Annotated in this window: 25 protein-coding genes; 9 read left to right on the top strand and 16 right to left on the bottom strand. The window is 54.4% G+C overall.

Features of this window, described 5'->3' with window-relative positions:
- Positions 1–127: 127 nt before the first annotated feature.
- Positions 128–496, top strand: a complete 369-nt coding sequence (locus tag ACGHAD_RS15435) for a cytochrome b562 (RefSeq protein WP_382414980.1) — start codon at positions 128–130, stop codon at positions 494–496.
- 148 nt (positions 497–644) lie between these two features.
- Here ACGHAD_RS15435 and ACGHAD_RS15430 read toward each other — a convergent pair whose 3' ends face one another.
- The 7 genes from ACGHAD_RS15430 to modA all read right to left on the bottom strand — a co-directional run bounded on the left by ACGHAD_RS15430 (position 645) and on the right by modA (position 6,512).
- Entirely contained in the window at positions 645–875 is a 231-nt protein-coding gene (locus ACGHAD_RS15430; RefSeq protein WP_382414978.1) for a hypothetical protein, read from the bottom strand.
- A 407-nt stretch (positions 876–1,282) separates the two neighbouring features.
- A complete protein-coding gene (locus tag ACGHAD_RS15425; RefSeq protein ID WP_382414976.1) occupies positions 1,283–2,332 on the bottom strand; it encodes a hypothetical protein in 1,050 nt (349 codons plus the stop codon).
- 8 nt (positions 2,333–2,340) lie between these two features.
- Positions 2,341–2,694: a hypothetical protein gene (locus ACGHAD_RS15420; protein WP_382414974.1), complete on the bottom strand. Its 354-nt coding sequence runs from the start codon at positions 2,692–2,694 to the stop codon at positions 2,341–2,343.
- A gap of 45 nt (positions 2,695–2,739) precedes the next feature.
- Complete coding sequence (locus ACGHAD_RS15415; RefSeq protein WP_382414973.1) at positions 2,740–3,834, bottom strand: hypothetical protein; 1,095 nt, start codon at positions 3,832–3,834, stop codon at positions 2,740–2,742.
- A gap of 353 nt (positions 3,835–4,187) precedes the next feature.
- Positions 4,188–5,162, bottom strand: a complete 975-nt coding sequence (locus ACGHAD_RS15410) for an ATP-binding cassette domain-containing protein (protein ID WP_382414971.1) — start codon at positions 5,160–5,162, stop codon at positions 4,188–4,190.
- Positions 5,149–5,811, bottom strand: coding sequence for a molybdate ABC transporter permease subunit (modB, locus tag ACGHAD_RS15405; protein ID WP_339617935.1), 663 nt, complete (start codon positions 5,809–5,811; stop codon positions 5,149–5,151). Before modB ends, ACGHAD_RS15410 begins: the two co-directional genes overlap by 14 nt.
- A complete protein-coding gene (gene modA, locus ACGHAD_RS15400) occupies positions 5,808–6,512 on the bottom strand; it encodes a molybdate ABC transporter substrate-binding protein (protein WP_382414969.1) in 705 nt (234 codons plus the stop codon). The genes modB and modA overlap by 4 nt, the downstream gene beginning before the upstream one ends.
- 258 nt (positions 6,513–6,770) lie before the next feature.
- Between modA and ACGHAD_RS15395 the strand changes: the two genes are divergently transcribed.
- The 4 genes from ACGHAD_RS15395 to ACGHAD_RS15380 all read left to right on the top strand — a co-directional run bounded on the left by ACGHAD_RS15395 (position 6,771) and on the right by ACGHAD_RS15380 (position 10,409).
- On the top strand, positions 6,771–7,907 hold the full coding sequence (locus tag ACGHAD_RS15395; protein ID WP_382414967.1) for a transglutaminase domain-containing protein: 1,137 nt from the start codon (positions 6,771–6,773) through the stop codon (positions 7,905–7,907).
- Positions 7,908–8,132: 225 nt separating this feature from the next.
- Positions 8,133–9,071, top strand: coding sequence for an endonuclease/exonuclease/phosphatase family protein (locus tag ACGHAD_RS15390; protein WP_339617932.1), 939 nt, complete (start codon positions 8,133–8,135; stop codon positions 9,069–9,071).
- On the top strand, positions 9,055–9,453 hold the full coding sequence (locus ACGHAD_RS15385; protein WP_382414965.1) for a DUF5329 family protein: 399 nt from the start codon (positions 9,055–9,057) through the stop codon (positions 9,451–9,453). The genes ACGHAD_RS15390 and ACGHAD_RS15385 overlap by 17 nt, the downstream gene beginning before the upstream one ends.
- The gene (locus ACGHAD_RS15380; RefSeq protein WP_382414963.1) at positions 9,450–10,409 is read left to right on the top strand and encodes a DUF6635 family protein; all 960 of its coding nucleotides are present in this window, start codon (positions 9,450–9,452) and stop codon (positions 10,407–10,409) included. Before ACGHAD_RS15385 ends, ACGHAD_RS15380 begins: the two co-directional genes overlap by 4 nt.
- 50 nt (positions 10,410–10,459) lie before the next feature.
- On the opposite strand, the gene ACGHAD_RS15375 is transcribed toward ACGHAD_RS15380, so the two are convergent.
- Positions 10,460–11,593 carry an AI-2E family transporter gene (locus ACGHAD_RS15375; RefSeq protein ID WP_382414961.1) on the bottom strand — a complete coding sequence of 378 codons (1,134 nt, stop codon included), beginning with the start codon at positions 11,591–11,593 and terminating at the stop codon, positions 10,460–10,462.
- A gap of 64 nt (positions 11,594–11,657) precedes the next feature.
- On the bottom strand, positions 11,658–11,978 hold the full coding sequence (locus ACGHAD_RS15370) for a DUF805 domain-containing protein (protein WP_339617928.1): 321 nt from the start codon (positions 11,976–11,978) through the stop codon (positions 11,658–11,660).
- A gap of 301 nt (positions 11,979–12,279) precedes the next feature.
- Here ACGHAD_RS15370 and ACGHAD_RS15365 point away from each other — a divergent pair, with 301 nt between their 5' ends.
- Complete coding sequence (locus tag ACGHAD_RS15365; RefSeq protein ID WP_382414959.1) at positions 12,280–13,668, top strand: ammonium transporter; 1,389 nt, start codon at positions 12,280–12,282, stop codon at positions 13,666–13,668.
- Positions 13,665–14,321, top strand: coding sequence for a hypothetical protein (locus tag ACGHAD_RS15360; RefSeq protein WP_382414957.1), 657 nt, complete (start codon positions 13,665–13,667; stop codon positions 14,319–14,321). The genes ACGHAD_RS15365 and ACGHAD_RS15360 overlap by 4 nt, the downstream gene beginning before the upstream one ends.
- Before the next feature lie 20 nt (positions 14,322–14,341).
- Here ACGHAD_RS15360 and ACGHAD_RS15355 read toward each other — a convergent pair whose 3' ends face one another.
- From ACGHAD_RS15355 to ACGHAD_RS15325, 7 genes are all read right to left on the bottom strand, one after another.
- The gene (locus tag ACGHAD_RS15355) at positions 14,342–15,832 is read right to left on the bottom strand and encodes a beta-N-acetylhexosaminidase (protein WP_382414955.1); all 1,491 of its coding nucleotides are present in this window, start codon (positions 15,830–15,832) and stop codon (positions 14,342–14,344) included.
- A gap of 366 nt (positions 15,833–16,198) precedes the next feature.
- Positions 16,199–16,405: a FeoB-associated Cys-rich membrane protein gene (locus ACGHAD_RS15350; RefSeq protein ID WP_339617924.1), complete on the bottom strand. Its 207-nt coding sequence runs from the start codon at positions 16,403–16,405 to the stop codon at positions 16,199–16,201.
- 46 nt (positions 16,406–16,451) lie between these two features.
- Positions 16,452–18,314, bottom strand: a complete 1,863-nt coding sequence (locus ACGHAD_RS15345; RefSeq protein WP_382414953.1) for a ferrous iron transporter B — start codon at positions 18,312–18,314, stop codon at positions 16,452–16,454.
- Positions 18,311–18,628, bottom strand: coding sequence for a FeoA family protein (locus ACGHAD_RS15340; RefSeq protein ID WP_339617922.1), 318 nt, complete (start codon positions 18,626–18,628; stop codon positions 18,311–18,313). The genes ACGHAD_RS15345 and ACGHAD_RS15340 overlap by 4 nt, the downstream gene beginning before the upstream one ends.
- Positions 18,629–18,728: 100 nt before the next feature.
- Entirely contained in the window at positions 18,729–20,618 is a 1,890-nt protein-coding gene (dxs, locus tag ACGHAD_RS15335) for a 1-deoxy-D-xylulose-5-phosphate synthase (protein WP_382414951.1), read from the bottom strand.
- A gap of 68 nt (positions 20,619–20,686) precedes the next feature.
- Positions 20,687–21,571, bottom strand: a complete 885-nt coding sequence (locus ACGHAD_RS15330) for a polyprenyl synthetase family protein (RefSeq protein ID WP_382414949.1) — start codon at positions 21,569–21,571, stop codon at positions 20,687–20,689.
- Positions 21,571–21,819, bottom strand: a complete 249-nt coding sequence (locus tag ACGHAD_RS15325; RefSeq protein WP_339617919.1) for an exodeoxyribonuclease VII small subunit — start codon at positions 21,817–21,819, stop codon at positions 21,571–21,573. Before ACGHAD_RS15325 ends, ACGHAD_RS15330 begins: the two co-directional genes overlap by 1 nt.
- Before the next feature lie 260 nt (positions 21,820–22,079).
- On the opposite strand from ACGHAD_RS15325, the gene pomA reads away from it, so the two are divergent.
- Positions 22,080–22,847, top strand: coding sequence for a flagellar motor protein PomA (gene pomA / locus ACGHAD_RS15320; protein ID WP_339617918.1), 768 nt, complete (start codon positions 22,080–22,082; stop codon positions 22,845–22,847).
- A gap of 5 nt (positions 22,848–22,852) precedes the next feature.
- A complete protein-coding gene (locus tag ACGHAD_RS15315; protein ID WP_382414947.1) occupies positions 22,853–23,839 on the top strand; it encodes a flagellar motor protein MotB in 987 nt (328 codons plus the stop codon).
- Positions 23,840–23,917 lie beyond the last annotated feature (78 nt).

The raw sequence follows: 23,917 nt of genomic DNA, 5'->3' as shown, positions 1-23,917 counted from the left end.
GTTTTGCACAGTATATACTATGTATCGCACAGTACTGCGTTGTCAAGCGGGTAATTTTGCTCGGGGGGATTTGTTTGCGTGCCTGTCCTAGGTATCATGAGCCAAACCGAGCCATTAGGAGAATGTTATGAAGCTATTACTGTTAATCATCGTATTGCCCGCCGTGTTGTTAATGGGGTGTTCTAAACACGATGAGCTGCACGAGTCGATGGAGTCGATGGGCGAATCGTTTAAAGTGATGCGCAAAAGCGATGACATCGCGGCGGTTAAAGCCGAATGGGTTAATTTTAAACAGGCGCAACTTGTCGCCCAAAAACAAAAGGTACCCGCAGAAGATCAATCAGAGTTCGATAACGGTATGAACGAGGTTTCCCCCTTGATTGACAAAATTGATGCGGCGCTTAAAGCCGACGATTTGGCTGCCGCCAAAGGTTTATTTAAACAGCTTGGCGAAGTGCGCAAAGAGTATCACGATAAGCTTAACGTCGATAAGTAAGGTTTTTTTTCGCACAGTGCCTGTCGTGGCCAACCGTAACAGGGCGGCCACGACAGGGTGAATTATATTATTTAAAAATAAAAATTCCGAGTGTAAAGGCATCAGCCGTATACGTGCCATTCAGTTAAACCCTAATAGCAATCGAGCTTTACTCATAAGGCGACACCAAGCATTGCCATTGCTTGCCATCAAAAGCGTATACCTGATGCAAGCTGGCGATGACTAACAAACCGTCGCGAGCGTCCATGTGGCCGCTAAAGGGCAGGCGCTGTTCGCCAAACATGGCGGGCTCGACTTTATCGCCGGTGACGGTTTTAAATTCGTAATCCGAGCTTAGCCACAGTTTATTATCAAACCATACGCTGTCGTTATAGAGCACGCTTGAGGTGTTACGGTGAATTTTCTGTTATGTGTCGACAGTGGATTTTCCTATGCCGAGACTGTCAGCCACAACGTGGATGCTCCGCCCTTTATCGACGACCTCTTGAGCCACTTCGAAGTGAAATTCTGGAGAATAGGTTGGTCTGGTTCGTTTTGTCATTGTGCCACCTGTATGAGTGCGGTGATATTATCACCTCTAATCGGGTGGCCAAATCCAGTATGCCACTACACCGATTGTTTACGTGCCCGCTCGTAAACATCTTCTAGCTGCGATCGCATGCAGTATTTTCGGCACAACGACAATGGGAATGCTTTCATGTGCGAGGCGTCGGCTGCATAACCCGTGTGGCGCTTGATATTTTGTGGATGAGGACGCGTAAGGCGTGTAAAGATTGCATGGGTGCACTAGCCCTCGTGCTCGTCAACTTCAACCAGCTTGTTCATGGTGAAAGAGTTAAACAGCAGCGTCCATTCGCCATTTTCGCAAAAGGCCGCGCCGCTTAAACCGGCCAGCAGCATCACGCCGCCGTTAACGTACAGGTGCCCGGCGCACGCCTCGATATTGGCGGGTAGGTCGGCGCGCTTTACTTTACCTTTATAAATCGTCCACACGCCGTAGTCATTGGTGCACCAAACCCTATCGCCAAACCACACCATGTCTCTGAAGCCGGTGGAGATGCCACCGCTGTAGATCTTTTTCCATTTGTTGTCGCGGCCCATATACGTCTCGGCTTCGTAGCCGGAGATGTACACCTTGCCATCACCGCCGCAACATATAGATTTAAGAGTTTGGTTGCTGGGGAAAGCGATGGCGCGCCACAGCTGGCCGTTAAAGTGCCATACGTCACCATGGCCGCCTGCGGCGTACAGGTCATTCTCGCTAAAACCGTCGATGTCGGAAAAGCCGGCTTCGGTTATATCTCTGATAATGTCGCCGGTGTCTAGATCGGGCAATGTATCGACCAGTGATATCCAACTGCTCTCATCTAAGCGTTTTGCTACTGTGCGATTTCCCCCACAAAAATACAGCCAGCCAGCAATGGTTTTCAAGCGTGTTATAGCACCTCTTCGAACACCTCCGCGTACAATTGCTTGAATGCGGGTATCCTCATGAGCTGGCCCGCTCCCCGTAACGTAAACGCGATCTTCTAAGTCATCGCTCGCGACCGTAATGGAGTGACTTTTGGGATGGTTGGTGGCACCTATGCGGCATGTGTGCCAGCCAATAAGGTGGTTATGGAACCATTGGTTCCCCTTGCCATCGCCTTGTCGTGCAAAGGTTACTACCTTTTTAGGGCGTAAAGAAAAATCGTAATCATTCTCTTCATATTCGACCACTTCTTCATCGGTTAGCAGTTGTGAGCCGATAAAAACAAATAAATCTTTGGTTCTTACCGCGCAGTCAGTAATGGAGTAATTTTGGAATACTTTTTTATATGCTTCTAAGTCGATCATCTATATGTTTATCCTTCGAAGTTGTCGTCAGTAACTTTCTTGGGCAGCGTCGGAAGCCTGCCCGTTCCTGCATTAGGCTCAAGCTTCTCCGCATCGCTCTCGTCGCTGGCTTCGGCCTCTAGATCTTTGCATTGCTTATAGTGGTAATCTAATTGCGCTTGCAGGCACTTTGAGTCGCAATTTTTGGCGGCGGATTCACGTACTGCATCAATGCAAAGTTTAGAGCTTTTTTTCATATGAAATGATATCGGTATTTTTTTGTCTAGCTGTCTATTTTGCCTATACTTATCCATCCCAACTTCTAAGTTGCTATGGGCTTTGTCATGGCTGCCCCATTCTGCGTCGTTTTTGGTACCCTCCAAACACATAACGGGCGCCTCATTGTATTTATAATCGGGTATACGCTTTTATTGTTTTAGCGCTTCTAGCTCTACTAGCGTGTCCATGGTGGAGCTGTTGAACAGCAGCGTCCATTCGCCATCTTCACAAAAGGCTGCACCGCCTAAACCGGCGAGTAGCATCACACCATTGTTAGCGTATAAGTGCCCCGAGCAGGCGGTAATTTCATCGGGTACATCAGCACGTTGCACCTTGTCATCAACAATCTCCCATAAGCCGTAATCGCTGGTGCAATAAACACGGTCTTTGTGCCACACCATGTCTCTAAAGCCAAGGGTAATACCGTAGCGGTTAATGATGGTCCAATGGTCGCCGCGGCCTTTAAAGGTAATGCCTTGGTAGCCCGAGATGTACACATAGCCATCGCCCGCGCAGCAAAGTGACTCTAAAGGATCGTTAGACGGGAAAGGGATGGGGGTCCAGTTTTCACCATCAAAATGCCACACGTCGCCATGGCCGCCGGCGGTGTAAATGTCGGTTTCGCTAAAACCGTCTATGTCTTCGAACCCGGAATCTAAAAACGACTCCATTTGTTCTTTTGGCATTTTAGGTAGATTTTTATTCAGGGTTTGCCACTGATCTTTGTCTAAAAACTTGCCTAATGTGCGGTTGCCGCCAACGGCGTAGGCCCAGCCATCGATAGTTTTCGTCCGACGAATACCGCCTCGAACAAACCCACCTAGCGGAACGCCGTTTTTGGCAACTCTGGGTGGGAAAAGCATTTTCTCGGCAGGGCCATTGCCGGTTATAAAAGCCTGATGGTCCAGACGGGTCGATATTTCAAGCGTAATGGAGTGATTGCGCGGCTTGTTGCACGCGCCGATGCGTGGGGTGTCCCAGCCGATTAGGTGATCTTGAACCCAGTGGCGACCTTGAGAGTCTCCCTTTCTTAAAAAAGTTACTAACTTTTTTGGTCGATAATCCAAGTCATAATCATTCTCCTCGTAGTATTCAATTTCTTCGTCGGTTAATATCTCGGAGATAATAAAAACGAATACGTCTTTTGTCGCAACAGCACAGTCGGTAATCGAATATTTACTTAGTATAATTTTGTAACTTTCTAAATCCATCATAATATAATCGCTATCTTTGATGTGTCGCATTAGGTGCGCCTTTAGGTAGGCCAACCGTCACCATCAGAGAGGCCCAAGCCGCCATTTTTGTGGTTTTATACCGCTACGCTTAAAACGCAACGGAGCTTTTTATAAGCTTAACGATGGTGGTAAATACCAATACCAAACCGTTGCGTATGGCGAAAACTGCGAAATAGTTTGCGGGGTAGGGTAAGCATGGGGCGCGTCCTGTTGCGGTGTTTATTGATTCCATTAACGCAGCGCTGAAAGCGCCTGTTACCTAGGGCGAACATTTTATAAGACTGGGCGGGTAACGGGGCTAACCTAGTGGTGGGGTTGCTAAGTTTGTGATGCGGTTGGCACTATTGTGGCTAAGGCGCGGCCTAAGCGCTGTTAACCGCGTGGGCTTTAAATTGTGCATAAACGCAAAGCCCTTTTGCCAAGCCTAAGGTTGTTGCCGCTTTTGGGGTAATAAGCGCGTATAGCTGGTAACCGTGCCAGTCGAGGGTGGCTATTAAGCTGGTGTCGCTAATGTGGCTTAAACCGGTAACGGTGACGCTAAGCGTGTTGGCAATGCTGGAAGGGCCGGGTTGCTGGTGGGCAATGGAAACTTCGTGAGCATCGATGCGGACGCGCAAGGTGTTGGGCGCGAGCGGGCCGCAATCGAGGGGCTGGCCATTTACCAGCACTTGGCCGTTTAGTGACGGGCCGTCTAGCGGCCACAGGGCGCAGGCGTTACTGGGGTGGTTGAGTACGTGGGCCCGGTGGGCATCGGCTAAGGTGCTGAAGCTGTTGCTTTGCCAGTGATACACCCAGTGGCAGGTGGCGGCTAAATCTTGCCATTGATGGCTGACTAAAATGGCCGAAAGTTCACGCTGGGCGGTGATGTGGCGTATAGCGTTTAATACGTGGTGAGCCGCGTTAGCGTCTAGTGCCGATACGGGTTCATCTAATAACAGTAAATTTTTTGCGCATATCACGGCCGCTAATAACGCGACCCGCTGCCGCTCGCCGCCCGATAGGGTGTCGGTATATTGTTGCAGCAAGGGAGTGATGCCTAACTCGTGGGCATCGCGCTGCCAATGGTTAGCCTGGTGCAATGCGGCCAATGCGTTGAGCATGGTGTGTACCCGCTGGTTGGGCCAGAGCGCGGCACTTTGCGCGGCCCAGCCCAAGCCGCGCTTATGGCTGGGTAGTGTCAGTAAATTAGTTTGCGCACCGCGCTGCAATAAGCCTTTGGTGCCGCAGGCCATATGAGTTAACAGTTGCGTTTTACCACAGCCCGACGGGCCGCTAATGCCCAGCCATTGGCCTTGGGGCCAGCGCCATTGTTGGCCGTCTAGCTCAAGTTGCCACACGAGTGTGCCCTCGCTTTTTTTGCCAGCTGTAAAGCACTACCAATAATGCAAAAGAGGCGGCCAGTAAACCACCGGCAATACGGTGGGCCTGGGCAAAGTTTAGGGTTTCGACCTCATCGAATAATAAAATAGACAATACTTGGGTCTCGCCGGGAATGTTGCCGCCAATCATTAATACCACACCAAACTCGCCCACGGTGTGAGCAAAACCCAGCGCGGCGGCCATCACAAAAGCGTGGCAAGTGGCGGGCAATACAATGTGCCGCAACAATTGCCACGGGTTTAACCCTTGGCTGCGGCCCAGTTGCAATAGGCGCGTGTCTAACTGACTAAAGCTGGCGGCGAGTGGTTGCACCACAAACGGCAGCGAGTAAATTACCGAGCCGATCACCAAGCCCATAAAACTAAACGCTAACCCCGACTGGCTAAATTGGCCGATGGCGCCATCGGGGGCCAGTAATAAGAGCAAATAAAAACCAAGCACGGTGGGCGGTAAAATAAGCGGCAGGGCGACGGCGGCCTCGACCAAAGTACGCAAAAAACGCGAACGGCCCTGCGCCAGCCACCACGCTAATGGGGTGCCCAGTACGAGTAGCACTAAGGTGGTGACCAGTGCCAGTTTGCAGGTAATCCAAATGGCGGCGTTCACGGTTTGGCGGCTAGGTATCCGTTTTGCTGAATAAAGTGTTGCGCGGCATCGCTGAGTAAAAAGCTTAAAAACGTTTGTGCGGCGCTTGAGTTGTTAATTACGCTGGCGGCTTGCGTGAGCACGGGGGCGTGCGGCAATGGGTACCAGTGTAGCTTAGGTGCCAGTTGCCGAAAGCTGCCGGCCACCAGTGCGCAGTCGGCATTGCCTGTTACCGCAAATTGCAATGCCCCGGCTACGGACCCGGCTTGTACTTGTTTGGCGCTAAAGTGTTTGCCGTGCTCGGTAAGCCAGCCGGCAGCCGCTTGACCGTAAGGCGCGGTGCGGGTATTAGCAAGGGCGAGGGTATTGGCTTGCTGTAACGCGGCCATGGCGGCGCTGGCGTTATGGCCACAGGCGGCAATTAATTGGCCGCGGGCGTACACCACCGGCTTGGCGCCTTTATCTTTCACGTACAGCGCCTCGGGGAAACCGGCATCGGCCGATAAAAATAACCCAAACGGCGCGCCGGCTAAAATCTGCTGGGTGAGTGCGCCGGAGGGGCCGCTAGAGACGGTGATGGCAATATCGTTTTGCGCTTGCCAAAGTGGCAGTAATGCCTCAAGGGTGGGCTTGAAGTTACTTGCCACGGCAATGCGCAAGGTCTGGCTGGCCTGGGCATGGCAGGCAACAATAAGTAGTAATACGGTGGTTACAGCTTTCATGGGTTGGTACCAATAGCGGTGGCGCTTTAGTGCTGGGCCTAGAGTACTATTGTGCCATAGTGGGCCGCGTGCTTCAGGTGCTGCGATGTTTTGTTTTTGTTGCACTGCCTTTGGGGCGATAAAGGCTCGGGTTGGGTGGGGATCTAGCTATTGCCGTAGCGCACCAAGGCGGTGCGCAATTGGCTTGCCAGTACTGGCGAAAGCCCGTGGCAGGCGTATACTGAAGAGGTTAACAATCACATAAAAGGAGCGCTGGCCATGTACCAGATAGCTTCAATAGGCTTGTTAAAGGTTGTCCTCGCGTGCCTTTTGCTGAGCGGCGTGTCGGCCTGCACCAGTACAGCGGTGACTCACATTGTGCCGGCGCCCGATAAAGCATTAGTTGAGCGCGCGTTATCCGGCGCGGCGCTGGATATTTTGCATCAGACGCCCACACCACGTATTGCCCCGGATGAGCTGCTTTCGTTAACTCCTGAAATGGCAGAGTTTGCCGAGCAAGCGGTGAGCGGCCAACGGCGTGATGCCGATAAAGTGCGGGCCCTGCACAATGCTTTGCTGCTGCCCGAGTCGGGTGGTGGTCGCGGTGTTTTGTATGAAAGCGCGGCGACTTTTACCCCCGCCGAGACCTACCGGCAGCGCCGGGCCAATTGCCTGAGTTTTTCGCTGTTGTTTGTGGCGATGGCGCGTCATGTTGGCCTGGATGCGCGTATTAACGATGTCGCGATACCGCCCACGTGGGGGCGGGTTGGCGATCGCCTGCAGTTTATGCGGCACGTTAATGCCAAAGTGAACTTGCGCCACAGCATCGATACCCTGGTAATCGACCTGGATATGCGTAATTATCGCGCTTATTACCCGCAGCATGTTATTAGTGATCGCAGCGCTAAAAGTCAGTTTTATAACAACCTCGCTATTGCGCCGTTGGATGCGCAAGGCGGCACGCTCGCCAATCGATTTTTTAATTTAAAGCAGGCTTTGGCGCTGGATAGTAGCCAAAGTTTTTTGTGGAATAACCTGGCGACTTTGTATCGCCAGCAGGGCCTGAATGATTTGGCCGAAGCCCTGTACGTTGAGGCGCTGGTACGCAACCCGCAAGATTTAACCGCAATTCAAAACCTAAGCCAGTACTACCGGCAGGAGGGCGAGTTGGCGCTGGCGGCTAAGCTCGATGCGTTGGCTTACCAGCACCGCGAAAGCAACCCTTATTATCAGTATCGTTTGGCCTCTAAATATTACCGCAACGCCGAGTACCAACAAGCCGCGCAGCGAATTGAAAGCGCGATTAAAAAGCACCCGGACGAGCCATTGTTTTATAAGTTGGCCGTGGATATTTACGACACTTTAGGTCTTACCCGCAAAGCGCAAAAAGCCCAGCAAAAACGCGAGCGTTTATAACGCCGCCTGCAGGCCCAGCCTGAGCTTTGCGGCGGAACTCGCGCGCCAAGAACTTGTCATATAAATGCGGCCTGCACCGCTTGCTATTCAGATCTTTCGCCGTAACTTAATGCCCAAACCTGCGACATTGTGATTGTGCGGTGCGCCCCACTATTATTTACGGTTACACTTTATTGTGTAGGTTGAACGCCAACCCGGTTATTACCGCTTAGGACTCACGCTTTTATGGCTTATTTGGCAAAACCCTCTACGCGGGACAAGCCCGTCCCCGAGGTTAGATTACGGCCAAGGTTTCCCCTCTGGCGCAAGGCATTGCTGGCGATGGGTATCGGTTTGTTGTCACTCGTTGTCTGGGCAAAAACCGGTGCTAGCGATGGCGATACTGAACTGACGGATACCGCGAGCACCGCCGAGGCCTGTCAGACCAAGCTGCGCGCCAGCCGCGCGCAAACCTATGGCGCGGCGTATCAAGTACCCAGTACTTTCTCGATTTTAAGCTGGAATATTTATAAAGCGCAGAACGCCCATCTACTGCAAGACTTAACCACGTTAAGTCAGGATGTGGATATCGTTTTGTTGCAAGAGGCATTGGAAGATGAAAGGTTGGAGGCGCTAAAGCCCTACTGGCGTTTTGCACCGGGTTATCACTCCGGTGATATGCAATCGGGGGTAATGACCTTAAGCCGCTGGCCGGCGGCGGTGCACTGCCAGTTTAGCCATGATGAGCCCTGGCTAAACACCCCAAAAGCGACCAACGTGGTGGAGTACGTACTGCAAAATGGTGAGCGTTTGTTGGCAATTAATCTACACGCCATTAACTTTACCTTGGGCACGCAAGCCTACCGCGAGCAGCTTAGCAGTGCGGTGGCACTGATGCTGGAGCACGATGGGCCGATTATTTTTGCGGGCGATTTAAACAGCTGGAGTGATTCGCGCCGCGACATACTAACGGATTTGCTCGAGCCACTCGGTTTAACGGCCACGGAGTTTCCGGAGGATAACCGGACCTTAACCTTTGGTATGGCGCTGGATTACGTATGGCTGCGCGGCGTCCACATTAGTGCCGCGCAGGTGCCGGTATACGAAAGCTCTGACCATAACCCACTGTTGGTATCCTTGATGATTACCGAGCCTAAGGAGGCGTCGCATGCGGTGCAAGATTAACGCGCGTTGGATTAGCTTAATTGTTTTGTTTGCGCTAGCGCTGAGCGCCCATGCCGACACAAACGACGAGCGCGAAGTGGCTTATTTAATCGATTTTGTCGCCAATAGCGGCGCGGTGTTTGTTCGCAATGGCAGCAAGCACAATGCGCAAGAGGCCGCCGACCATTTGGCAATGAAGTATCGGCGCGCGGGGCGCTATGCAAAAACTGCCGATGACTTTATCGATAATTTGGCCAGCAAAAGCTCTATCACCCGTAAGCCCTATACGATTATTTTGGCCGACGGTACCGAAATCCTATCGCGCGATTGGTTGTACTCGGCCCTTGAGGCGTACCGCGAGCAACACACTCGCCACTCGCCAGAGAACCCTGCCGCCCCATGACGGTAAAGCCCGCTGCCGACACAGCGGATCAAGCCGCGTTAGTGGCGGCCATTGAGCGTGGTATTGAACGTTACTTTAACGAATGCCGCAGGCGTGTTCCCGCTTTTGTGACGCGGCACTTTCACTACCCCGGCGCCTGGCAGACTAATCGTCGGGCGTTGGGGTGGGATATGTTGCGGGCGCCGTGTAACTTATTGTGGGTGCCTTTTTACCTTGCGCTGCAAGGGGTAGCGTGGGGTGTCGCTGCGCTTAATATGGGCCGCTTAGCGCGGCTGTTGCGGCGTGTTCCCAGTGGTATGCAGACGACTATGCAGCGCTATTTAATGCAGTGCGCCACGAGTGAATTACTGCTGCGCACGACAGATCAAAACCGTTTGCGCGAGTGCATTGTGGCGGCGATCATCGAGCACGAATCATTAATGCCGGCGTCTGGCGCAATAACCGGGGCTGAAAACGAACGGCATTTAGAGCAAAGCTTGAGCGATGCGCTATCGCAGTACGCGCTAACGCGGACTGCGACAGCCGACATAAGCAATACGTTGCTGGCCACTATTGCCGGCGCTTTTACTCTGCAAAAATTTACCCCCGGCGGTATTGCCATTGGCATGACGTTGGCCGGTATCGTGGCCAACCGCTGGGCGGCGTGGGATTTTATTTTGGGCCCTACCGTGGGAGGTTGGTACTACGCACTGTTTCCGATTAGCCCCGATGCAGGTTTGATTGTATTTTCAACCGCGGCGGTGATGGTGTTGATGGCGATATTTGCTTGTTTCTCGGGGCTTATCTCCGACCCGTTACAAGGCTTTTGCGGGATTCACCAACGTCGTCTTAACCGCATGCTCGATAGCTTAGAGCGCGATTTAAAGCAGCGCACCAGCGGTAGCTTTCGGCCTAAAGATGCCTACCTGGCAAGGTTGCTGGATATTGTTGACGCGGCGCGAGTGGGGATCACCTAAATCGGGGCTCGCGGTAAACGCGCCCCGATGACTCGGTAGTAGGCAGGGCTTTATTGCTCGGGTGTCTCGATTAAGGCCGAGTCGGTATCCAGAGTCTCGTTTAGGGTGTCGGGCGAGCTGTCGTCCATTGGATGCTCGACATTGATCTCGCGCATAAAAATACCCCAAAAGGCAATAAACAGCGCGGCGATTAACGGCCCGATGACAAAACCGTTAATGCCAAATAATGCCATGCCGCCTAAAGTGGATAGCAGTACTAAGTAGTCCGGCAGCTTGGTGTCGCGGCCGACCAGAATAGGGCGCAATAAGTTGTCGACTAAGCCGATGACACCAGCACCAAAAGCGATAAGAATAATGCCATCCACATAGCTGCCCACGGCCAATAAGTAAGCCGCAACCGGTGCCCAGATAATAGCGGCGCCCACCGCGGGCAGGAGCGATAAAAACGCCATGACCACAGCCCAGAGTAAAGCCGCCGGAATCCCCAGTGCCCAGAAGATAAACCCACCCAGTGCGCCCTGTACGATAGCGACCACCAAATTGCCTTTGACGGTGGCGCGAGTTACCTCGGCAAATTTAGCAAACAGCAGGCGCTCGCGAGTGTCGCCCATGGGCAGCGCCCGAATCATTAGCTCTAATAAATTGCTGCCATCGCGCAATAAAAAGAAGGTGAGGTAAAGCATTAAGCAAAAGCCGATCACAAATTTAAAGGCGTTTTGACCAATGTTAAAGGTGTATTGCGCAATAAATTTGCCGCTGTTCATAGCAAAATCGACGGCTTGTTTTTTTAAGTCGTTAAAGTTTACGCCAAAGCGCTCTAAGGTATCTTTGACGATAGGAAAGCTGCCCTGAAACTGCTCGATCTTTTTTCCGGGGTCTAGCTCGCCGGAGTCGATTTGTTGATACAGTGCTGCGGCTTGAGCGATGACCGAAGTGACCAAGAAGATAACCGGGATAATCACAATGATCAGGCAAAACAGCAACGTAATAAGCGAGCGAATGTTAGGCCGGTGTTTGAGTCCGCTTAAAAAACGAGTTTGCGCCGGGTAAAAAATAATCGCCAGCGCGCAGGCCCAAAATACCGGGCCAAAAAAGGGCTGTAAAATACATAAAAACGCGATGGATACGATGATCAGTAATCCAAGAAACGATTTTAATTCGAGAGTTTTTCTAAACTCAGACATGAGTGTGCCTCATCGCATAATCGCTGTAAGAGATAACCACGGCGCTCGGCGCCGCGGTCATTAATTATTCTGCTGAGGCTGTTTTGGTCGGTTGCGCCAGCAATACGATTAGAGCAATAGTACCTATTACCGGAATAAACGCGAGTAATAACCACCAAGGTGAGAAACCCGCATCCCGTAAACGGCGCACGCCCGCTGAAATGCCGGGAATTAATAGCACCAGACCGTAAATCGAACTGATAAGGGCGGTGCGAATTAAGTTCTCGATAACGGCGATACCGAGAAGAATAAGAAGGTTAACCAGTACGAACATCCAGTACTGGGTGCGAGTCCAGCGGCCGGAAAAGTCGGCGTACTGGCGAAATGCTTGTAAGTAGTAATCCATAATAACCCTCATTATGTGAAACCCGGCGGTTTGGCGCAGGTGGGTTTATCCTTTAGGTGGCAAGTGTTACTTGCCTGTGTATTTTCACTTAAAGCGGTAGTCCGTGTCGACCGCTGGCGTTTGGCCTGCTAATTTCTGGTGCGTATCCATGCACCCGCATAGTAACACTGCCCAAGACGATAGCATCCTGTGGCTGTGGGATTTATGACTTATTTGTAACTTGCTGTTATAAAAAGGCTTTTGTCGCTTTAACTAATTGGCATATATCGTGCGTTTTGCAGGCACAGAGGTGTGGCGCCTGATGCATTGGCCCGCGCTGTTGTTTCCTGCTGACATAAGACCCGATGCTATGCCGATGATCCGTCGTACTATACCGCCGACTGTTATTAAGTGTGCTGTTGTTGTTACCCCGATGCTCTTGTGGGCCTCCCCGAGTGTTGCGGCGCCAGAGGCTACGCAAAGCATTGATACCGTCTGGATAGCGCTTGCGGCGGCGTTGGTGTTTTTTATGCAGGCAGGCTTTGCGTTGCTTGAGAGCGGCATGGCCCGTAGCAAAAATGCCATTAACGTTATTATGAAAAACTACGCTGACGTTTGTCTGGGCTCGCTGGTGTTTTGTTTGGTGGGGTTTGGCTTAATGTTTGGCACCAACCCCACGGGCTTTTGGGGCACCGATCATTTTTGGCTAAACCCTAATGCGCAGTGGGATTGGACCTTCGTGCTGTTTCAGACCATGTTTGCCGCCACGACGGCGACCATTGCCAGTGGCACCATGGCCGAGCGCACCCGCTTTGGCGGTTACCTGATTGCCGCGTGTTTTATTATGGGAGTGCTCTACCCGGTGTTCGGCAGTTGGGTGTGGGGCAGCGCTTACCATGGTAGTGGTTGGTTGGCGCAATTGGGTTTTATCGATTTTGCCGGTTCTACGGTGGTGCATTCATTAGGCGCCTGGGTGGCGCTGGCGGGGGCGTTAGTCGTCGGTCCGCGAATAGGCCGGTTTGATGCCGATGGCAAGCCGCGCCGTATTGCCGGCCACAACTCCAGCTACGTTGCCATGGGCGGCTTTATTTTGTGGTTGGGCTGGTTTGGTTTTAACGGTGGCAGTACTTTGGCGGCCGATGTGGCCATTGGTTTGATTAATTTAAACACCCACTTATCGGCTTGTGCTGGCGCGGCGGGGGCGTTGCTAGCGTGTCGCTTAACGGGGGTAAAAGTCCGGGTGGAGCACGTGGTAAACGGCAGCCTGGGTGGATTGGTGGGCATTACCGCCGGCTGTGCAACGATGGACCCGCTGTACGCGATTATCACCGGTTTTGTGGCGGGTATTGTGGTGGTGTTGGGCTCGCGTTTGCTGCTGCGTTTAAAAGTGGATGATGTGGTCGGTGCGATTCCGGTGCACGGTTTTGCCGGCGCGTGGGGGACTTTGGCGGCGGGTTTATTTTATCGCGGCGATCTGTTTTCGGTTGAGTTAGTGGTGGTGCAGCTGACCGGGGTGTTGGTGTGTTTTGTCTGGGCGTTTGTCGGGGCGCTAATAATTTACGGGGTTATTAATGCCGTTTCTCCGTTGCGGGCAGATGCCCAGCACGAGCAGCGCGGTTTAGATATTACCGAGCACGGCGAAATTGGCTACCCGGAGTTTGGTAGCAACAAAGCTTATAACAGCCGCACCCTTGAGGTGATAGAGCCATGAGTGCTGAGGCGGAGCAAACCCTTAAGCGCCGGATTGTGTTTACGGCGTTGGCGGATTACCTAAGTGGCGAGCCATTAATGCAGGCGCTTAACCTATGGGAGGCGAATTACGCCGCAAAGCCGGTGTATGCCCTGAATGAGTTTGTGGGCAAGCTGGGTGAACACCCGGCGATCGCCGGTAAGCGCAAAGATGTGATCCGTACGCTGTTAAGTCTGAGCCAAAACCCGGTTGGATTGCTGCCTAATCCAACGGCACAACATACCAGCTTTAAGCCGGTGGCACGGCCCGAGCCCGGGGTTTACCCCGAGCGGTTGGATAAAGTGTTTGCGCATTTTTTAACGGCGTTAGAGATGGTAATGCCAGCGGATGAATTTGTAACGCTACGTCTTAGTTTTTTACTGCGCCTGAATGATATGCCCCTCAACCCTACGCTTAAAGCGCGTTTGCGCATGTGGTTTGATTCGGAAGGTAGCGACAGAACGTTTTCGGTGGTGTGCAATGCACCCGAGATCCGGCGAGTGGTAAACCAGCTATATGTGGCTTTGTGTGAACAGTACGGCCCGGTGCAGGCCGACGATACGTTAGCGGCGACGGTAATGTGGTTAGAGCGCAAGCACCCCGCCTGTGTGCGAGACATCCGGCGCTTTTTATAGCGCCGGATAATCCCAGCGGTTTACCAGCCTAACTGCGGCTCGCGGTAGTACTCGATACCCATGGCATCAAGCATGGGGCGCAAGGCATTAAGGCGCGCTAAAAACTCTTGGTAGTTGCGGTCATCTTCACGGCTCCAGCCGAGCTCGGCGGTGACGGCCACGCGCGGCCACAAACGATTGTCGGCCGCGTTGTCGCTGTGAACCAGCTCGGACCACATGGCCGACTCTACCCCCATCACTTGCTCAAAGTCTTGCGGGTTTAACTGATAGGCACGCGCTAGCGGTACGCCCTCTTTGCGGCACCAGTCATAGGTGTCGGGCTGGCCTTGATAATTACCGTGGTCAAAGTAGCTGTAGGAGCAGGGCGATAAAATCAACTGGTGACCGCGATCCAGCGCGGGCTGAATATCGTATTGGTCATTCCATAATTGCAACAGCACATCGGGGTCGTTGTCGGCCACCGAGCCTTCCTCCCACGCGATCGCGGTGCGGCCTAAATCGCTCACCATACGGGTTGCACGGGCGATAAACTCTGGGTAAAGCGGGTCTTTAATTTCATCGCCACCAATGTGGATGTATTCCGATGGAAACAGTTTGACGATCTCGCTCAGTACGTCTTGGACAAACGGGTAAATGGTGTCCGGATCGGTTAAGCACAGTTTGCTAAAGCCAACCTCCAACCCGTTGTAAGGGGCAAGGTTGGTGACGTCGTCGCAGGCAAGCTCATTGTATGAGGCGATAGCCGCTTGCGTATGGCCGGGCAAGTCGATCTCGGGCACGAGCGTCACGTTGCGCGCCTGGCCGTAACTGACAAGCTCGCGAATCTCGGCTTGGGTATAAAAGCCGCTGCGGCCACCTTTTACGGCGCTGGCGCCGCCAATCTCGGTGAGCTTGGGGTAGCCTGCAATCTCGACGCGCCACCCTTGGTCGTCACTTAAATGTAAGTGCAAGCGGTTAAGTTTAAAGCGCGCCATACGGTCGATATGCGCTTTGACGTACGCCACCGGCAAAAAGCTGCGGGCTACATCCAGCATATTACCGCGCCAGCTAAAGGCCGGGCTGTCGGTGATGCTGAGGTTGGGCAGCTCGTAGTTCGCCTGTACCTGGCTTGGCAGTAACTGGCTAAGCGTTTGCACCGCGTAAAACAAACCCGTGTCGGTATTGGCGCTTAAGATAATCTGCTGATCGACGTCCAGGCGGTAGCCTTCATCCCCAAGGGCTGGCTCATCGACTAGGTACAGTTGAATTTGCGTACTGGCCGATGTGTCGCGGGTAATATCCAGTGTGTTTAGCAAGCGCTTGAGGGCGAGGGCCGATGTTTCTGTGCCGTCGGCTGTTTCGACATGCACGACTTTGTTGAGCACTAATGTGCCCGGCATGCGCATCACTGATTCGGGGTAGGGAATCAACGACAGCTGCTCGCTGGTGTTATTGCTGGCAGGTGTTTGATCCATATGACTGCCGCAGCCGGCAAGCAAGCAGGCCGCGAGGGTGGCCAGTAGTATTTTCATGCAGTTGCTCCATTGGGGTGTACTTATTAGCTTACGGCATTATGCCGTGATGGTTGGAGGGCATTGCTATTGACGCATATCGGTCGCTTTGATGTTTACTTGTTGTATCGCCAGATAGGCGTGCTTGTTTTTGGCTCAGAGGGGCAAAGATAGATAATTAGCTGAGACAAAGCAATGATATCCACAGCCGTTAAGGCGATTGCTTACATATCTTTATCTTTGGCTGAGTGCCAGCATCGAGTGTTCGCCCGTGCGCCTTTTAAGGCCCGGCCGGTGAAAAATACAGGGGATAAACAGAGGTCGAGCTGCCAGCGCGTGTGCGCTGACGATGTACGGGCTTCGCCGAGGCCGGCGTGGGTTTTGGGGTCAGCTGCCACTGCTGGGTTGCACCTCAATTGCGTGCGCCTCGATCTTGCTGTCGGCGTGGCCTGCGGGGGGCGTTGAGCACGCGCTTTGCGAGCCGCAGCCACTACAACCGCTGGCACAGCCGGAGCGTCGGCCGGGCAGCATGCGGCGCACCACCGCAATGGCGGCTAATGCAACACAGACGGCGACGATCAATTCTTGCCACATAGTGTTTCTCCCGTTGTTGTCGCGTGAGCTACTTTGCCTTTGGCTCTTAGCTTAACAACCAGCTCGATACTTGATAGGTAATAACGGCTGCGACGTAAGCTAGAGCAAATAAGTAAAAGGTAAAAAAGGCTGTGGCCGAGCGCGAGTTAGTCTCGCGGCGCACTACAGCGATGGTGGCCAAGCACTGGGGTGCGTAGACAAACCACGCCAAGTACGCCAGGGCAACCGGTAAGCCCCAGCTCTGGCCCAGGGTTTGACCCAGCGCCTGCTCAAAGGTTTCGCCGCCCACCGCGTAAACGGTCGCCAGCGCGCTGATGGCTACCTCGCGCGCGGCCATGGCGGGGATTAAGGCAATACACATTTGCCAGGTAAAGCCCATGGGCTCAAATAACGGTTGCATTAAGCGGCCCAGTTGGCCGGCAAAGCTGTACTCGATGGCCGCACCAGTGGCATCAGCGGGTGGCGCCGGGAAGCTCGATAACGCCCACAGCACAATCGACAGGGCGAGAATAATCGTACCGACGCGGCGCAAAAATACCCAGGTACGCTCGCGCAAACCAATCAGCAGGTGGTAGGGCGAGGGCCAGCGGAAGGCCGGCAGCTCTAGCAGCAGGGGAAACTCTTCGCGGGTGTGGCGCAAGCGCAGCAGCCAGGCGGCCAGTGCGGCACTGACAATACCGGCAATATAAAGCGCGAACAGCGTGAGCCCTTGCAGATTAAAAATGCCCCAGACTTTTTGGTCGGGAATAAACGCGGCGATAATCAGCGTGTATACGGGTAGGCGCGCCGAGCAGGTCATGAGCGGCGCCACCATAATGGCGATAATACGCTCGCGCGGGTCGGGCACGGTGCGGGTGGCCATAATGCCGGGCACGGCGCAGGCAAAGCTTGATAGCAGCGGGATAAACGAGCGGCCCGATAAGCCGACGCCACGCATGGGGCGATCGAGCAAAAACGCCGCGCGGGTTAAATAACCCGAGTCTTCGAGCAGCAGAATAAAAAAGAACAGAATAATAATTTGCGGCAAAAAGACTAAGACGCCGCCCACCCCGGCGATTAAGCCGTCGGCGAGGAAATCTTTAAGAATGCCATCGGGGAGCGTGGCGGCAACCCACTCACTGAGCGTGCCAAAGCTGCCGTCGATTAAATCCATAATCGGCGCGGCCCAGGCAAATACCGCCTGGAATATCAGCAATAGCACCATAAACAGGGCGATAAGACCGGCAATAGGGTGCATGACAAAACGGTCGAGCTTGTCTTGCCAGGTGATTTTATCGGGCGGAGCTATGACGTGGGCGGCGGTGATTTGCTCGATACGCTGGTAGAGCGACTCTACCGATTCTTTGCGGCTGGCCCCGGCATCGCTGATAACTTCGGCTTGAGTGCCTTGGTAGCGGGTGGATGCCTGATCGATTGCCTCGCGCAAGGCTTTAAGGCCGTGGCGGCGAATGGCCACTGTCTCGACCACCGGGATGCCTATAGCTTCGGCCAGGCCTTCGGTGTCGATCTTAATGCCGCGCCGCTCGGCGGCGTCAGCTTGGTTAAGAGCCAGAATCATCGGGCGGCCGAGCTTTTCTAGCTCTAAAACTAAGCGTAGGCCCAGGCGCAAATTGGTGGCATCGACCACCGCAATTAATACATCCGGTGGTGCCTCGCCGGCCATTTGACCCAGAATAATATCCCGCGCGACTTTCTCGTCCAGCGACGATACGTGCAAACTGTAGGTGCCCGGCAGGTCGACTAAGTTGGCGGGAGTTGATGTGCCCGACACCGGCCCGGTGCGACGCTCTACCGTTACCCCTGGGTAGTTGGCCACTTTGGCGCGGGCGCCGGTTAAGCGGTTAAAAATGGATGTTTTACCGCAGTTGGGGTTGCCCACCAGGGCAAAGCGCAAAGCTTGAGTGCTCATGCTTGGGCCTCCGCGGTCGCGACGGCTATTTTACTGGCCTCGGTGCGGCGCAGCGCAAACTTGGTGCCGGCTATTTTTACCGCCAGAGGGTCGCGCCCTAAGAATCCGTAACCCAACACCATCATGGTAACGCCGGGTAAAAAGCCAAGCTCTTTTAACCGCAAGGTCACCTCCTCGTCGTGCTCGCCAAAGGCGGGCTGCGCGAGTAACTCAGTAATGCGCAAGGTTTCCCCTTTGCGGCACTGGTCAAGTGAGCGGGTGCTTTTGATCTGGGCGCTGGCGCCGCTGTCGGTCGAAGTTGAGCTGGATGTCATAGCGCGGAATATTTCTTGTGTTGATAATGCGAGTAATTATTAATTAGGATACTCGTTTTGTCCCGTGGGAGCAATGAATCTATCGTCAGCTCGGGAGTGTTTACGGGGCCAGGCGGCCGGTGGCCGGTTCGGGCAGTTGTGCTAGGCGAGTGTTGATGGCGCGCTCAATGCCCGGCGCATCTAGGCCTTGCCCGGCCAGCTGGTCGGTTTGGTTGGCGTGATTGACAAACACATCGGCGAGCCCCAGTTGCAGCAGCGGTACGATTTGCCCGCTGGCGGCTAGGTGCTCGGCCACGGCCGAGCCCGCGCCACCGGCGATGGCGTTCTCTTCCAGAGTGACGAGCAACCGATGGCGCGTGGCCATATCGTCGATCAGTGCGGTATCCAGCGGCTTAACAAAGCGCATATCGCACAGGGTGGCGCCTACGTTTTCGGCTACCTGACGGGCGGTTTTACACAGAGTGCCAAAGCACAAAATGGCAACGTCGCTGCCCTCGCGCTTAACCAGACCCTTGCCGATGGGCAGAGCATTCATGGCCGGTACAATGGCCGCGCCAGTACCGGTGCCGCGCGGGTAGCGCACTGCGCTTGGCCCTTTGTGGGTAAAGCAGGTGTAGAGCAACTGGCGGCATTCGTTTTCGTCGCTGGGGGCGGCAATCACCATGTTGGGGATGCAGCGCAAATAACTGATATCAAAGCTGCCGGCGTGGGTCGCGCCGTCTTCGCCAACTAAGCCGGCGCGGTCGATGGCAAAGGTCACGTCTAAATTTTGCAGAGCTACATCGTGAATCAGCTGATCGTAGGCGCGCTGTAAAAAGGTCGAGTAAATAGCGACCACGGGTTTTAAGCCTTCGCAGGCCATACCGGCGGCCAGTGTTACCGCGTGCTGCTCGGCGATGGCGACATCAAAAAATCGCTCGGGGTACTCGCGGGCAAATTCGACCATGCCAGAGCCCTCGCACATGGCGGGGGTGATGGCGTTTAGGCGCGGCTCAAGGGCGGCCATATCGCACAGCCACTGGCCGAATACGGCCTGAAACTTAGGGCGGTTAGCGACTGGTTTTTTCGGTGCCGGTTCTAATTTGTTTAGCGCGTGGTAGCCCACCGGGTCTTGCTCGGCGGGTTCAAAGCCTTTGCCTTTTTGGGTGATGATGTGCAGCAGTTTAGGGCCTTTTACGCTGCGTAAATTACCTAAATAACGCACCAGCGAGGGCAGGTCGTGACCGTCGATGGGGCCGACGTAATTAAAGCCCATCTCCTCAAATAGGGTGCCGGGCGATACAAACCCTTTAAAGTGCTCTTCGGTGCGTTTGGCAAACTCCCACGCGGCGGGTATTTTGGTTAAGACTTGCTTGCTGCCCTCGCGCAGAGAATTGTAGAACTTGCTGCCCCAAATTTTGGAGAGGTAAGTGGCCAGCCCTCCAACGTTGGGCGAGATCGACATATTGTTGTCGTTAAGAATTACCAGCAAGTCGGCATCGGTGTGGGCCACATGGTTGAGCGCTTCAAATGCCATGCCGGCGGTCATGGCGCCATCGCCGATTATGGCCGCGCATTTGCGCTCGCCACCGGCCAGTGCCATGCCCAATGCGGCGCTGATCGAGGTGCTGGAGTGGCCTACCCCAAAGGTGTCGTACTCGCTCTCTTCACGCTTGGGGAAGCCCGATAAGCCCTCGGCCTGGCGCATAGTGAGTAATCGCTCACGGCGCCCGGTTAAGATCTTGTGAGGGTAGGTTTGGTGGCCTACGTCCCAGACCAAGCGGTCGTCTGGGGTCTGATAAATATAGTGCAGTGCAATGGTCAGCTCGACCACGCCGAGCCCCGCGCCAAAGTGGCCGCCGGTTTGGCCCACGCTGTAGAGTAAAAACGCCCGCAGCTCTTCGGCCACGGTGGCGAGCTGCTTTTCTTTTAGCTCGCGCAGATCCGCCGGCGACTCGATGGTGTCGAGCAGCGGGGTATCGGGGCGCTGTGTCGGAATCTCATTAAGCATGGACGTTATTTATCGTTTGCGGAAACCCGCCATTGTAGGTAGTTAACGACACACTGGCTAGTGCATCGTTAATGACGTCGCTCGACCACGTATTGGGCAATGCGCTGCAGCGGCTCAGTATCGCCCGCTAGCTCTGTCAGTGCCGTCAGCGCCTCTTGGTAAAGCTCTTGGGCCCGGGCCCGCGCGGCCGTTAAGCCCAGCAGTGAAACATATGTGGGCTTATTGCGGGCGATATCGGCGCCTTGCTGTTTGCCGAGGGTGGCGGTGTCGGCGGTCACGTCCAGGATGTCATCGTGTACCTGAAAAGCCAGCCCCAGCGAGCGGCTGTAACGCGCCAGAGCCTTAAGCTGTTGGCTGTCTGCACTGCCAATCAGCGCGCCCATGGCGACGCTGGCATCGATTAATGCCCCGGTTTTGCAGCGGTGCATATGCTCTAATTGGGTGATGTCCAGCTCGGTATCGACGGCGGCCAAATCAATCGCCTGCCCGACCACCATGCCGTGCATGCCAGCGGCGCGGCTTAAGTGGCGAATAAGCTGAATCCGGGTGCCATCGGCCAAGGCGGGCGAGTCGGCCAGCAACTCAAATGCCAGGCTTTGCAGGGCGTCGCCGGCCAATATGGCCAGTGCCTCGTCAAAGGCAAGGTGGCAGGTGGGACGGCCGCGGCGCAGGGCGTCGTCGTCCATGGCGGGCAGGTCGTCGTGAATTAGGCTGTAAGCGTGTATCGCTTCGACCGCACAGGCCGCGGTCTCCAGCGCCGGGTGCTCTGTGGTGCCGGCAATCGCGCGATAACTGGCAAACAGTAGCAGCGGACGAATACGCTTGCCGCCGCCGGCTAAGCTGTAGCGCATGGCCTCGGCCAGCTGGCTGGCGGGGGTATCGGGTATGACCTGATTCAGCGCGGTATCGATGCGCGCCCGAAAAGCGCTGGCGTACTCGGTAAAATCAGTCATTAAGCCTTGCCGTGCTCTTGCGCATCAAAGTCGGTTAGGGTCGGCTCGCCATTTTGCTCAATCAACATCTGCACTTGTTGCTCAGCCTGCTGCAAGCGTGTTTGACAGTCGCGGGTGAGCTTAATGCCTTGCTCAAACGCGGCTAGTGACTGCTCAAGTGTTAGCTCGCCGGTTTCCATTTGCGCGACAATTGACTCAAGCTCAGAAAGTGACGTTTCTAGGTCGAGGCTTTTTTTCTTGGCGGGCATAGGGCAACCTGTTTCTGCAAGGTGTTGAATTTTGGGGTTATGTTACAGCGCTGCCGGCCGATAGCTAAAAGAGTAATCGCCGCCGCTGCTCATTGTTGGCCGGCATTATACCGTTTGCGGGCGGCTAGGTGGCAGTCTCTAGCGCGCTTTTTCGGTGATCGGGTTATTATTGTGATTACAATAGGTTTATTGGCGGTGGGCTCGGCGACGGTAACTGCTGACTAGGGCTGCGCGGGCCGGGCAAAACTGAGGAGAGGGGTGTGGATTTAGCAACGCTGATTGGGCTGATTGGGGCGGTGGGCCTGATTATTGTCTCGATGTTTATGTCGGGTGAGATCGGCATGTTCGTCAATGGCCCGTCTTTGGTTATTGTGCTGGGGGGCAGTATCTTTGCGGTTATGGCCAAGTTTGGGCTGGGCCACTTTCTCAGCGCCTTTAAAGTGGCCGGCAAGAGTTTCGTTAATAAAAATGATGACCCTCTCGACTTGATTGATGAAGTCGTCGATTTGGCCGATGCTGCGCGCAAAGGCGGATTGTTGTCGCTGGAGGGAAAAGACGTCAGCAACAACTTTTTGCAAAAAGGCATTCAGCTGCTGGTCGACGGTCACGACCCAGATGTTGTGCGGGTCATGCTCTCTAAAGATCGCTCGCTGGCCGAGCGGCGCCACAATAACGGCTCGGCCATATTTGCCGCGCTAGGTGATGTGGCCCCAGCCATGGGGATGATCGGTACGCTGATCGGGCTGGTGGCGATGCTGGCCAATATGGATGACCCTAAAGCGATTGGCCCGGCGATGGCCGTAGCGCTACTGACCACCTTGTACGGTGCCATGTTGGCCAATGCCGTGTGCTTGCCCATTGCCGATAAGCTCCGCTTGCGCGCCGCAGAAGAGCACATGATTAAAAGCATGATCATCGATGGTTTGCTGGCGATTCAGGCGGGGCAAAACCCCAGGGTAATCGACAGCATGTTGCGCACCTACTTGCCCGAGCGCAAACGCGACGTCGTCGATGCGGCGGATAGTTAACCCCTATGAATACCGAAGACGAAGATAGCGGCTGCGACTGCAAGCCCGGCTTGCCGGCATGGATGGCAACCTTTGCCGATTTGATGGCATTGCTGATGTGCTTTTTTGTGCTGCTTTTGTCGTTCTCGGAAATGGATGCTATGAAGTTTAAACGCTTGGCGGGCTCGCTGGCGCAGGCGTTTGGGGTTCAGGCTGAAATATCCGTCAATGAGGTGCCAAAAGGCACCAGTATTATTGCCCAAGAATTTAGCCCGGGGCGGCCCGACCCCACACCCATTAATGAGATCAAGCAGCACACTGAGGACATCACCCAGATGAGCCTAGAGGTGCGCGACTCGCAAGAGTACGACATCGAGCGCGGCGAACCCGATATGGACGACAGCGCCCGCGAGCGGCTCGAGCAAATTATGCAAGAGCTGGTAGCGCAAACCCGCGCCGATGCGGCAGAGTTGGCCGATAAGCTGAAAGAGCGTATTGCCAACGGCGAGCTTGAAATTGAAACTCGCGGCCGGCAGATTATTATCCGTATTCGCGAGAAAGGCTCGTTCGAATCGGGCACGGCGACTTTGGCACCGGATTACTACGATGTGATTGATGAGATTCGCGCGGTCTTGATGCTTAAGCCCGGACGCATTGAAGTGCAGGGGCATACCGACAATGTGCCTATTCGCTCTGAGCGGTTCCGCTCCAACTGGGACTTATCCGCCATGCGCGCGGCCTCTGTTGCCTCGCAGTTGCTGCGTGGCAATTACCTTAACCCGCGTCGCTTTGAGGTGTCGGGCTTTGCCGACACTCGGCCACTGGTGGTTAATGATAGCAGTGCCAACCGGGCGCGTAATCGCCGGGTGGAGATTGTCATCCGGCAGGGCTTGGGTGAAGACCTTAACCCTGAAGATATGCAATTGCTAAAAGAGCAGGGCGACGACATTAGCCGTAAGCTGGATGTGGCGCCACAATATCTGTTTGATTTAGAGCCGGAAGAGGTCTTTTAGACGGTTTTTGTACGATATCTCTTACAGGAAACTGTGACAAAGGCGACTATATCGGTCGATTAAAGGGGCGCATAATAG

This window comes from Gilvimarinus japonicus (assembly GCF_042847215.1).
Classification (GTDB): domain Bacteria; phylum Pseudomonadota; class Gammaproteobacteria; order Pseudomonadales; family Cellvibrionaceae; genus Gilvimarinus; species Gilvimarinus japonicus.
The sequence above is the reverse complement of the archived record's forward strand: the minus strand, read 5'-3'. Positions and strand labels throughout refer to the sequence as shown.